Source organism: Mycolicibacterium agri (assembly GCF_002553505.1).
Classification (GTDB): domain Bacteria; phylum Actinomycetota; class Actinomycetes; order Mycobacteriales; family Mycobacteriaceae; genus Mycobacterium; species Mycobacterium agri.
Genome location: NZ_PDCP01000130.1, coordinates 1 through 11,430 on the forward strand (window position 1 = coordinate 1; position 11,430 = coordinate 11,430).

9 protein-coding genes are annotated in these 11,430 nt (G+C 64.0%); 2 read left to right on the forward strand and 7 right to left on the reverse strand.

Going from position 1 to position 11,430, the window contains the following annotated elements; genetic code table 11:
- Window positions 1–828 (forward strand): phosphoribulokinase (locus tag CQY20_RS31810; RefSeq protein ID WP_109789774.1); only part of this gene is annotated, 828 nt, incomplete at its 5' end.
- A gap of 794 nt (window positions 829–1,622) precedes the next feature.
- On the opposite strand, the gene CQY20_RS31820 is transcribed toward CQY20_RS31810, so the two are convergent.
- The 3 genes from CQY20_RS31820 to CQY20_RS31830 form a co-directional block, all read right to left on the reverse strand.
- Window positions 1,623–2,006 carry a hypothetical protein gene (locus tag CQY20_RS31820; protein WP_097945023.1) on the reverse strand — a complete coding sequence of 128 codons (384 nt, stop codon included), beginning with the start codon at window positions 2,004–2,006 and terminating at the stop codon, window positions 1,623–1,625.
- A 175-nt stretch (window positions 2,007–2,181) separates the two neighbouring features.
- Window positions 2,182–2,607 (reverse strand): ribulose bisphosphate carboxylase small subunit, encoded by a 426-nt coding sequence (locus CQY20_RS31825; protein WP_097945026.1) that lies wholly within the window; start codon window positions 2,605–2,607, stop codon window positions 2,182–2,184.
- Window positions 2,608–2,626: 19 nt separating this feature from the next.
- Entirely contained in the window at window positions 2,627–4,057 is a 1,431-nt protein-coding gene (locus CQY20_RS31830; protein WP_097945027.1) for a form I ribulose bisphosphate carboxylase large subunit, read from the reverse strand.
- Window positions 4,058–4,283: 226 nt separating this feature from the next.
- Between CQY20_RS31830 and CQY20_RS31835 the strand changes: the two genes are divergently transcribed.
- Entirely contained in the window at window positions 4,284–5,279 is a 996-nt protein-coding gene (locus tag CQY20_RS31835) for a class I fructose-bisphosphate aldolase (protein WP_097945037.1), read from the forward strand.
- Window positions 5,280–6,090: 811 nt separating this feature from the next.
- On the opposite strand, the gene nuoN is transcribed toward CQY20_RS31835, so the two are convergent.
- The 4 genes from nuoN to nuoK are packed head-to-tail and all read right to left on the reverse strand — an operon-like array spanning window position 6,091 to window position 11,333.
- Window positions 6,091–7,617 (reverse strand): NADH-quinone oxidoreductase subunit NuoN, encoded by a 1,527-nt coding sequence (gene nuoN / locus CQY20_RS31840; RefSeq protein WP_097945028.1) that lies wholly within the window; start codon window positions 7,615–7,617, stop codon window positions 6,091–6,093.
- Window positions 7,614–9,149 (reverse strand): NADH-quinone oxidoreductase subunit M, encoded by a 1,536-nt coding sequence (locus CQY20_RS31845; protein WP_163700564.1) that lies wholly within the window; start codon window positions 9,147–9,149, stop codon window positions 7,614–7,616. The genes nuoN and CQY20_RS31845 overlap by 4 nt, the downstream gene beginning before the upstream one ends.
- Window positions 9,146–11,026 carry an NADH-quinone oxidoreductase subunit L gene (gene nuoL, locus CQY20_RS31850; RefSeq protein WP_097945031.1) on the reverse strand — a complete coding sequence of 627 codons (1,881 nt, stop codon included), beginning with the start codon at window positions 11,024–11,026 and terminating at the stop codon, window positions 9,146–9,148. The genes CQY20_RS31845 and nuoL overlap by 4 nt, the downstream gene beginning before the upstream one ends.
- 7 nt (window positions 11,027–11,033) lie before the next feature.
- Window positions 11,034–11,333: an NADH-quinone oxidoreductase subunit NuoK gene (nuoK, locus tag CQY20_RS31855; protein ID WP_097945033.1), complete on the reverse strand. Its 300-nt coding sequence runs from the start codon at window positions 11,331–11,333 to the stop codon at window positions 11,034–11,036.
- Window positions 11,334–11,430 lie beyond the last annotated feature (97 nt).

Below are 11,430 nucleotides of genomic sequence, written 5' to 3' on the forward strand. Positions count from 1 at the left end.
TCGGTCATGCGCACGTTTCAGCAGATCTTCCGCCGCGAGGGCATCAACGTCGCCTACGTGGAGGGTGACAGCTTTCACCGCTATGACCGAGCCGAAATGAAGACCGCGATTGCCGACGCGCACGCCCGCGGCGACCACTCGTTCAGTCACTTTGGGCCCGAGGCCAACCTGTTCGAGGAACTCCAGGAGCTGTTCAAGGTCTACGGTGAGACCGGCAGCGGCAAGGTCCGCAAGTATCTTCACGATGAGAAAGAAGCCGCGCCGTACGGTCAGCAGCCCGGCACCTTCACGCCATGGGAAGAGCTGGCCGGCGACACGGACCTGCTGTTCTACGAGGGTCTGCACGGCGCGGTCGTGACCGACACCGTCGACGTGGCCGGACACGCCGACCTGCGCATCGGCGTCGTGCCGGTGATCAACCTGGAATGGATCCAAAAGCTGGCGCGCGACAAGGCGGTACGGGGATACACCGCCGAAGCGGTCACCGACACGATCCTGCGCCGGATGCCCGACTACGTGAACTACATCTGCCCACAGTTCTCCCACACCGACGTCAACTTCCAGCGCGTGCCCGTGGTGGACACCTCCAATCCGTTCATCGCCCGGGAGATTCCGACCGCCGACGAGTCGATGCTGATCATCAGATTCCGCGATCCGCACGGCATCGACTTCCCCTACCTGCTGTCGATGCTGCACGACTCGTTCATGTCGCGGCCCAACACGATTGTCTGCCCGGGCGGCAAGATGGACCTGGCCATGCAGCTGATCTTCACACCGATGATTCTGCGGCTCGTCGAACGGCGCAACGCCGAACGGGCCCGGGTGTAGGAGCAATAGTCCAGGCCCGGAACTTCGTCCCGCAATCGCCACAAACACCGCGCGTAGAGGTGCGTATGCATCGTATGACGTCGCCAGTGGCCTCCTCCGTCTATGTCTATGGCGGCATTCGGGTTCGAAATGTCGTAGCGGACGTTGTACCAGCTGGCGGCGTGTGAGGGCAGCATCGGGCACACCACCCAGGTGCCTGGTCGAGTACATAAATCCGCGTCATTCAAGATGCCATATTCTCGAGCGTCGCGGTCGCTGATTAGATGTGTGGGTTCAAGACATCCTTGACGGTCCTCGTCCCGGGTCACGGTGCATCGAGTGTTGAACCCGCAGCCTGATCGATCCACAAGCCCTGCAGAACAAACCGAAATACAAGCGCTGACAGCGCCAAGCGCCGACGCATCTGTGGCAACTCTACTTCCTCGGCGGGCTGCCCCTCGAAGGGGCGCGAATGCAAACTGCTGACCGGCATCGACGACCACTCCCAGTTCTCGTGGTGATTGCCGCCCGTGCCGGCCACCCCCGTTCGGCGCGAGGTGGGCGTGGCCTTCACCGCGGCGATGCGCCGCTACGACGTCCCGTCAGAAGTGTTGAGCGACAACGGCGGTCAGTTCACCGGGGTAGGGAGCCCCGTATACCACCGACCAATTGCTCGAAGTCATCGGCAACCACCGCGTCGAATACACTACGCATCCTAGTAGCTATGCGCATGCAGCACGATCTCGGTTGCGATCTGCGCCACTCGATGATCGACGTGCCTGGCCAGCTTGGCGAGTCGGAATTCGCCGTGCACACTATCGCCCGCTCGCGCGAGCGATGGTGATGTCAGTGTCCTTGGAAACCAGCGCGGTCGTGTTGGCCAGGACCGGCGGGCAGTGAGGATCGATGACCATCCCGGCTGCATCGGCCACTCGCGGATGCGGGCAGTCCGCGACGACCAAACCGCTGAATCGTTCGCGGTGTGTGGCGGCCATGGTCCACGCCAGTGGCCCAAGACCGCGGTCTGCGACCAGCAGCGACCATGACACCCCAACTCGACGCAGAGTTTCGAGGACCTCCTGCGGGTGCGGGCACCGGTCCGGGGTGATCACCACTGTCCGCAGAAGCGCGATGTGCAGTCGCGCTCGCACCGAGTCGACGAACTCGGGGTCCGCGTCGGGGTCTTCAAGGATCACCACGGCGTGCCCGCGCGGAGGCCCGGAGATGTCGACCGTTAATGTCCGGCCGATCGACCGGGTCCGTCGGGGCACGGGTGGCGTTGGGGGATAGGTAGTTTCGTCCCCCAACGCCGGCCCGTTGTCAGTGCCGTGGACGCGCGCACTGCTGCTATGGGTCACCTGCAGGTTGATCGAGTCACCCCGGGCTGTAGCGTTGGCCGGCAGGTTCTTTGGTGGCGTAAGCAAACGTCGTGTACTGAATACGACGGTCGCTCACCTCCGTTCGCTCGAGGCGGAAACCCGGTTCCTCGGCGGGACGCTGCACGATGAACGACAGCGCCGTCGTTTGGCGGCCGAGCCGCGCGTCGTAGGCATTGAGCCGTACATAGTGGTTCGGCTTGGCCTCGCGGCACGCATTGACTTCCAGCAGCACGCCGGCGGGGTCCTTGAGGTCGAACATCGGCAACCCCCACATCTCCCAGTAGGTATTGCGTGGATGCGGGTCGTCGGTGAATTCGACTGACAGGGGCCAGCCGTTGTCGAGCGCGTAGTTGATCTGTGCGGTGATTTCTTCGTCGGTGAAGTCGGGCAGGTAGGAAAAGGTGCCCTGAGTAATTCGCATGTGTGTTCTCCGATGGTGCTCAGGCCGTCGTCGGTGTGGCGACGACGTCGGGGGTATCGGTGGATTCGTAGTTGAAGGTGATGTCACCCCAGGTGGCCAGCGCGGTGTCGAGTGCGCGGTTGCGAGAGGCGGCCTTCTTGAGGATCTCTTCGCCTTCCTTGTAGTAGTCGCGGCCCTCGTTGCGGGCCTTGATCATCGCCTCCAGCGCGACCCGGTTGGCCTCGGCGCCCGCGGCGATGCCCATCGGGTGACCGATGGTGCCGCCGCCGAACTGCAGCACCACGTCCTCGCCGAGGTAGTGGATGAGTTGGTGCATCTGGCCGGCGTGAATACCGCCGGAGGCCACCGGCATCACGCCGGGCATCGAGGCCCACTCCTGGTCGAAGTAAAGGCCCTTGCTCGGGTCGGCGGCGACGCTGTCGAGCCGCAGGGTGTCGTAGAAACCGGCGGTCGTGTTGGGATCACCCTCCAGCTTACCGACGACGGTGCCGGCGTGGATGTGATCGACACCGGCCAGCCGCATCCACTTCGCGATCACACGGAAGCTGACCCCGTGGGTCTTCTGCCGCGTGTAGGTGCCGTGTCCAGCGCGGTGTAGGTGCAAAATGACGCCGTTCGCCCGGGCCCACTTGGCCATCGACTGGATCGCCGTGTAGCCGATGGTGAGGTCGATCATCACGATGACCGAGCCGAGTTCTTTGGCGAAGTCGGCGCGCTCGTACATGTCCTCCATCGTCGCCGCGGTCACGTTGAGGTAATGGCCCTTGATCTCACCCGTCGCGGCTTGGGCCCGGTTGACGGCCTCCATGCAGAACAGGAACCTGTCCCGCCACCGCATGAACGGCTGGGAGTTGATGTTCTCGTCGTCCTTGGTGAAGTCAAGTCCACCGCGCAACGCCTCGTAGACGACCCGGCCGTAGTTACGCGCCGACAGCCCGAGCTTGGGCTTGGTGGTCGCGCCCAGCAGCGGACGGCCGAACTTGCCCAGGTGCTCCCGCTCCATCACGATGCCGTGCGCTGGACCCTGGAACGTCTTGACGTAGTGCGTCGGGATGCGCATGTCCTCCAGGCGCAGCGCCTTGAGGGGCTTGAAGCCGAACACGTTGCCGATGATCGAACTGGTCAGGTTGGCGATCGAGCCCTCCTCGAACAAGTCGAGGTCGTAGGCGATCCACGCGATCCACTGCCCGGGCGCGTTCGGCACCGCCTCGACCCGGTAACACTTGGCCTGGTAGTGCTCGAAAGTTGTCAGCCGGTCGGTCCACACCACCGTCCAGGTGGCGGTGCTGGACTCACCGGCGACGGCGGCGCCGGCCTCCTCGGGGGGCACCCCCTCTTGGGGTGTAATCCTGAAGGCACACAACACATCGGTGTCCTTCGGGACGTAATCTGGTTGCCAGTAACCCATTTCAGCGTAGGGAATAACTCCCGCGTTCCATCTATCTGCCATGACAGAAATGCTGCCAGCGGTTCCTTGACATGTCTATTGACAATAAAGCGCCAAAACTAAAGTGATTAGTGAAGCACATGCTTAATTTATGACTGATTGCTTGACTTATTTATGACTGATTGCTTGACTTTGGCTTTCCCCCTCGGCCTCCACTAGGTGGGTGAGGTGGCCGTCGTCCGCGGGGCGCTAAGTTCGCCAAGAAATCACTGCACGAAGAAGGACGATGATGACGAGTAATTGCCGAACGATCGCAGAGCGGCTCACGGCGCCTGGTAAAGGTATTCTCGCCGCGGACGAGAGCATCGGGACGATGTCAAGTCGGCTGGAGCAGGCCGGGGTCGAGCCCACGGCCGAAAACCGCCGCGTCTACCGCGAACTCCTCGCGACCGCACCAAATTTATCTGACTCCGTCTCCGGGATCATCTTCTGCGACGAGACGCTGGGCCAAACATTCAGCGACGGGACGCCGTTCCCGCAGGCAGTCCTGGAGCTCGGCATTCTGCCGGGCATCAAGGTCGATACCGGCGCCAAGCCGTGCCCGGGTCTGCCCGGCGAGAAGATCACAGAGGGACTCGACGGTCTGCCCGCTCGGCTGGCGAAGTACGCCGACATGGGGGCGGCTTTCGCCAAATGGCGCGCGGTGTTCGAGATAACCGAGAGCACACCTACCCGTGGGGCAATTCGCGCCAACGCCAACGCGTTGGGCCGCTACGCCGCTGCCTGCCAAGAAGCCGGGCTGGTGCCGATCGTCGAACCAGAGGTGCTGATGGACGGGCGCCATAACCGGGGCCGCTGCCGTGACGTCACCGCAGAGGTGCACGCCGCTGTCCGCACGGAGCTCGAACTGCTCAACGTGGATCTTGCCGGCATCGTGCTCAAACCCAACATGGTGTTGGAAGGCCAGGATTACCCTGACCGGCCGTCGACACCCGAGGAAATCGCCGAAGCCACCGTATCGGTGCTGCGCGCATGGCCGGAGGAGCTCGCGGGTGTGGCGTTCCTGTCCGGCGGCCAGTCGCCCGAACGGGCAACGGCGAATCTGGAGGCGATGCAAAAGCACGAGACACCGTGGCCGTTGACGTTCTCATTCGGTCGTGCCTTGGTCTCACCAGCGCTGACGGCATGGCACGGAGATCCTCAATGCTATGCCGACGGCCAGGCAGCACTCGTATCGCGTGTCGTGGCCAACGCCGCGGTCGCCCGGTTGCGCGTCGCGAGCTGATCGTGACCCAGTGACCCGTGGGTGCAGTGCAGTGCAACTAATTTCACTACAGCGCTGCACCCGTGGGTCCCGCCCGCACTCGGCAATCGTGGATCGACCCCCACGTGGAACCTCCGATACGTGCAGTCAATCGCCCGTTGGTTCGCACGGACAGCGCTTGAGCATTTGGTTTAGCTGGGCCGCCACCTCGGCCGATATGAGCTGCACCCACGAAATATACTGTGCCTCAGTGCATTTATCGGAAGAACCTGTTCGGACAACCGGATTCGGACAACCGGACTGGCCGACGCCGAATAGGTATTCGCGGCTGCCGTTCCGCAATCCGACCGAGTTCGGATGCCGACCCGTCGGCTCGGAACACCCCCAGGCAGCTCCAGGCTGCACACCGTCTACGTCTACCCGCGTGTTCGGGCCCGCTCCTTCCGAAGCGTTCACGCCTGCCTGCCTCGCCTATCCGAGCGGGGCGAAACTGCTCGACCAGGCTCGCCCCGGCGTTGGGAAGGCAGGCTTTGCACTATCACGGCGGTGCCGAGCCGAGTCCGCCTGCAGCGCACGCGCACTCCACGAGCGGCGTCGGGCCCGACCTGTTCGCCATCCACCATTGCGCACCACCGATCAGCCGTCGCTCACAGCCAGGCGGGGCGATGCATATCGCGTACGGTAGGGCAAACGCCGCTAGAAAGATCTTAACCGGTACGAATCACGCTGGCCCACAGCAAATTAGCGCAACACGCGACGAAACCGCACCGAGACGAGATGGGGTGCTCAACTGCTTCGAGTCTGACCGTCCTTCACGCCACCGGACAGGGGATTAGCGGATGAAATGGCCGGCTTGACTTGCCAGTTCCAGCACGGTTTGTGGCGCGATTCCCAGTCCGACGGTTACGGCGGCGCCGACGGTGATCGCGGTTGACGCCAACCAGCCCGGCACGCTCACCGTTGTGGTAGCCGGTGCCGCGGGATCGTAGAAGTACATCGCCACGATCACCTTGACGTAGGCGTACGCGGCGATCACGCTGCTGATCACTCCGATCACCACCAGGAATCCGACCCCGCCGGCCATCGCCGCGGTGAACACCGCGAACTTGCTGACGAACCCACTGGTCAGCGGGATCCCCGCCATCGCAAGCAAGAACAGGCCGAACACTGCGGCGAAGAGGGGGTGGCGCCGGCCCAGACCGGTCCATTCCCGCAAGTCGGCCTCTTCGTCGCCGGTTTCGGTGAGGACCAGGCCTGCGAGCCCGAACGCGCCGACGGCGGTGAAGCCGTACGCGATCAGATAGAACAACGTGGAGGACAATCCCGCGTCGTTGGCTGCCACCGTGCCGATCAGAAGGAATCCGGCGTTGGTCACCGACGAGTAGGCAAGAAGGCGTTTGACGTTGCGTTGAGTCACGGTCAATACCGCGGCAACCACCATGCTCAAAACCGCGGCGGCCGACAGCACAGGGCGCCAGTCGCCGATGAGGCCAGGCAGCGCGACGTAGAAGACGCGCAGGACCGCACCAAACGCCGCGATCTTGGTCGCAGCCGCCATAAAGGCGGTAATCGGGGTGGGTGCGCCTTGATAGACGTCGGAAACCCAGGAGTGAAACGGCACCGCGCCAACTTTGAAGAGCAGGCCCACCGACAGCAGCGCGACACCGATCAGCGCCAGCGACCGCTGGCCACCGCCGGTCGTGATGGCCTCACCGATACCCGACAGGCTCAATGTTCCGGCGTATCCATAGAGCATCGCGATACCGAACAGGAAGAACGCCGAGGCGAACGCGCCGAGCAGAAAATACTTCAGCGCCGCCTCCTGCGATAACAATCGTCGCCGGCTCGCCAGCCCACACAATACATATAGCGGCAGCGAAAACACCTCCAGCGCAACGAACATCGTCAGCAGGTCACCGGCGGCCACGAACACGAGCATCCCGCCGATGGACAGCATGGTCAGCGGGAATACCTCAGTCTGGATGAACCCAGCTTCCGCGGCACGGTTCTCGTCGTGGCTGCCCGGCACCGCGGATCCTTGCGGGGCGAACGCGACCAGGCGGTGCTCGGCGATGAGCGCCGCCGCGACGATCCCGATGAGAAGAATCGCCCCCTGAAGGAACAGGGATGGCCCGTCAAGGGTGATGGCTCCCATCACCGCCGGTCCTGATGGTCGGGCCAGCACGACGACAGCAATCAAGGAGGCAACTAAGCTGCCCAAGCTGAGCCCGAGTTGGGCCCGATAGCGACGCGGGCGGGCGACGAAAGCCTCGATCAAAACGCCGACGATCGCCGCGCCGAACACGATCAGCATCGGACACACCTGGGCGTATTCGACGGTCGGCGCGGGAAGGCTCATTTCGGCGCTCCTTGCGCGGTCGCGGGGACGGGGTCTTCGGCGCCGACGACAGACAATGTGTGGCCGACCGCAGGGTCGATGATGTCCAGGACCGGCTTCGGATACACCCCCAGCGCGATGAGCAACGCTATGAGCGGCGCTACGACGACAACCTCGCGCGGCACCAGATCACGAACTCTTTCGTTGCCCTCGGTGACCGGACCGGTCATCATCCTCTGGTAAAGCCACAGCACGTAGATCGCCGAGAGCACCAGCGCTGCCGCGGCGATAACCGCGGCCAACGGATAGCGCACGAAGGTGCCGATGAGCACCAGGAACTCACTGATGAACGGCGCGAGGCCGGGCATCGACAGCGAGGCAAGCCCCGCGACCAGGAACGTACCCGCCAGGACCGGCGCCACCTTCTGTACCCCGCCGTAGGCGGTGATGATTCCCGTCCCGCGCTGAGAAACCAGGAACCCGGCAATGAGCATCAGCGCGGCGGTGGCGATGCCATGGTTGACCATGTACAGCGTCGAGCCCGACTGACCTTGGCTGGTCATGGCGAAGATGCCCAGAACGATGAAGCCGTAGTGGGAGATTGACACGTAGGCGATCAATCGCATCACATCGGTCTGACCGATCGCCACGATCGCGCTGTAAATGATGGTGACCACCGCCAGGGCTGATATCACCGGGGCGAACGACTTCGACGCATCGGGAAAGAGCTGCAGACAGTAACGCAGCATGGCGTAGGTACCGACCTTGTCGACGACGGCCATCATCAGCACCGCCGTCGTGGGCTTCGCGTGCTGCGCGACACCAGGTAGCCAGCTGTGCAGCGGCCACATCGGCGCCTTGACGGCGAAGGCGAACATGAACCCGACGAACATCACGTTGAGCAGCTGCGGATCGACCGTCGCGGTGCGTTCCACGAGTTGGCGCATGTCGAAGCTGCCCATGCCGCCGCTAGCCGTCGCCGCGTACACACCGATCACGGCGGCCAGCATGATCAGCCCGCCCGCCAGGTTGTACAGAAGAAACTTCATCGCCGCGCCGGGTGCCTTGGCGCTTCCGTACCGTCCGATGAGGAAGTACATCGGGATCAGCATCGCTTCGAAGAAGATGTAGAAGAGCACCAAATCCAGTGCCACCAGCGACACCAGCACCATCGCCTCGACGGCCAGTATCAGTGCGGCGTAGGTGTGGCAGCCGCGTCGGCGCTCACCAGCGTCGTTCCAGCCGGCGATGAGCAGCACCGGTACCAGCACTACCGTCAGCAGCACCAGTGCCAGGGCGATGCCGTCAACACCCAGGATGTAGCGGACTCCGAAGGTGGGAATCCATGCATGGGATTCGACGAACTGGTAGCGGTCACCGCCGGGTTCGAACTGCATCGCGAGTGCCCCCGCGACGACAAGCACCCCCAGCGATACGCTCAGCGCGGTGTACTTGGCGAGTTGCGGGTGACGGGCCGGCAACAGCACGGTGACGACGGCTCCAACGGCGGGCAGCAGCCACAGCGCCGAGAGCCACGGAATCGCGTTCATCATCTTCTCACCACCACGATTGCAGCGGCTACTACCAGAGCCGCGCCGGAGAACATCGTCAGAGCGTAAGATCGTGTGAAACCGTTCTGCACCAAGCGGATTCGCCGCGCCGCGGCATCGGTCAGGGATCCGATTCCGTTGACGGTCTGATCGACTGCTCGGTCGTCGATTTCCACCAGCCCCTTGGTGAGAAGTTGTCCGGGTCGCATCAGGACCCGCTCGTTGAGTGCGTCGCCGTAGAGGTCTTTGCGGGCGGCGACGGTTAGTGACGAACCGGCGGGCACCTCTTCGGTTACCGGACGGGTGCCATACATGCGGTAGGCGACGCCGACGCCGACGGCGACAACGGACAGGATCACGGTGGTGACCACCCACACCGGTGCGACGTGATGTATCTCGTGGGTGCCGACGACGGGTTCCAGCCAGTGGTTGAGCGTGCCGCCGATCGCCAGGAAGGCGCCCGATCCCACCGAGCCAACGGCCAGTAGCATCATCGGCCAAGTCATGACCTTCGGCGCCTCATGTGGATGGGCGCCCGACGCCCAACGCTTTTCGCCGAAGAATGTCATCAGCATCACGCGCGTCATGTAGAACGCGGTGATACCCGCGCCTAGAATCGCGGCGCCGCCGAGGATGTAGCCCTTGGCGCCGCCAGCCCCCAGGGCGGCCTCGATGATGCCGTCCTTGGAGAAGAACCCGGCTAGGGGAGGTACGCCGATGATGGCAAGATAGCCGAGTCCGAACGTCGCGAACGTGATGGGCAGCGCTCGGCGCAGGCCGCCGTAGCGGCGCATGTCGACCTCGTCGTCCATCGCGTGCATCACCGAGCCTGCGCCGAGGAACAACCCGGCCTTGAAGAAGCCGTGGGTGAGCAGGTGCATGATCGCTACCGCATAGCCGGCGGGGCCGAGACCGGCGGCCAGCACCATGTAACCGATCTGGCTCATCGTGGACGCCGCGAGCGCTTTCTTGATGTCGTCCTTGGCGCAACCGACGATCGCGCCGAACAGCAGCGTCACCGCGCCGACGATGACCACACCCAACTGGGCGTTGGGCGCCAAGTCGAACACGGGGCCCGATCGCACGATGAGATAGACGCCGGCGGTCACCATCGTGGCGGCGTGGATGAGCGCCGACACCGGTGTCGGGCCCTCCATCGCGTCGCCCAGCCAGGACTGCAGCGGCACCTGCGCCGACTTGCCGCACGCCGCCAGCAGCAGCAGCAGCCCGATGGCGGTGAGCACGTCCTCACCGAGTTGCGGTGCGGCGGCGAACACCGCCTCGAACGAGATCGCGCCGACGTAGGCGAACATGACCATCAGCGCGACGGCAAGGCCGATGTCGCCGACGCGGTTGACCACGAACGCCTTCTTGGCGGCGGTGGCCGCCGACGGCTTGTGCGCCCAGAACCCGATCAGCAGGTATGACGCCAGGCCCACACCTTCCCAGCCGACGTAGAGGCCGAGGTAGTTGTCGGCCAGCACCAGCAGCAGCATCGCCGCCAGGAACAGGTTGAGGTAGGCGAAAAACCTTCTGCGGTCCGGGTCTTCGGCCATGTAACCGATCGAGTAGATGTGGATCAGCGAGCCGACCCCGGTGATGAGCAGCACAAAGCACATCGACAGAGCGTCGAGCTGCAGGCCGAAGTCCACCTGCAGTTCGCCGACCGGCACCCAGGAGAAAAGCGTTTCGTGCACGACGCGTTCTTCGCCGGTCCGGCCGAGCATGTCGGCGAACAGCAGTGCGCCGACGGCGAAGGACCCCAGCGACGCGGCGCAGCCCAGCAGGTGCCCCCAGCCGTTGGTGCGTCGCCCGCCCAGGAGAAGTATCGCCGCGCCCGCCAGGGGGAGGGCGATCGTGAGCCACACAGGAGTTGTCATGGCCGCCTCAGTGTTTGAGCAGACTGGCGTCGTCGACCGAGATCGAGCGGCGGGTGCGGAAGATCGTCATAATGATCGCCAGGCCGACCACCACCTCGCAGGCGGCGACCACCATGGTGAAGAACGCCACCACCTGGCCGTCCAAGTGTCCGTGCATGCGGGAGAATGTGACGAAGGCGAGGTTGGCCGCGTTGAGCATCAGCTCGACACACATGAACATCACGATGGCGTTGCGGCGCAACAACACCCCGGCGGCGCCGATCGTGAACAACAGCACCGCCAGATACAGGTAGTTCGCCGGGTTCATCGATAGCCCCCTTGGCGGTGGCCATTCGTGCCGATCGGGAGTTCGTCGCCGCCTTCATACGTCACGAGCCGCAGGCGTCGGCGGGTGTCGGGGCGGG

Bases quoted from the DNA above. Each gene is read 5' to 3' on its own strand.
- nuoN (WP_097945028.1), bottom strand. From the start codon at position 7,617: ATGAGCCTTCCCGCGCCGACCGTCGAATACGCCCAGGTGTGTCCGATG.
- CQY20_RS31830 (WP_097945027.1), bottom strand. From the start codon at position 4,057: ATGGCAGATAGATGGAACGCGGGAGTTATTCCCTACGCTGAAATGGGT.
- nuoL (WP_097945031.1), bottom strand. From the start codon at position 11,026: ATGACAACTCCTGTGTGGCTCACGATCGCCCTCCCCCTGGCGGGCGCG.
- CQY20_RS31845 (WP_163700564.1), bottom strand. From the start codon at position 9,149: ATGATGAACGCGATTCCGTGGCTCTCGGCGCTGTGGCTGCTGCCCGCC.
- CQY20_RS31825 (WP_097945026.1), bottom strand. From the start codon at position 2,607: ATGCGAATTACTCAGGGCACCTTTTCCTACCTGCCCGACTTCACCGAC.
- CQY20_RS31835 (WP_097945037.1), top strand. From the start codon at position 4,284: ATGACGAGTAATTGCCGAACGATCGCAGAGCGGCTCACGGCGCCTGGT.
- nuoK (WP_097945033.1), bottom strand. From the start codon at position 11,333: ATGAACCCGGCGAACTACCTGTATCTGGCGGTGCTGTTGTTCACGATC.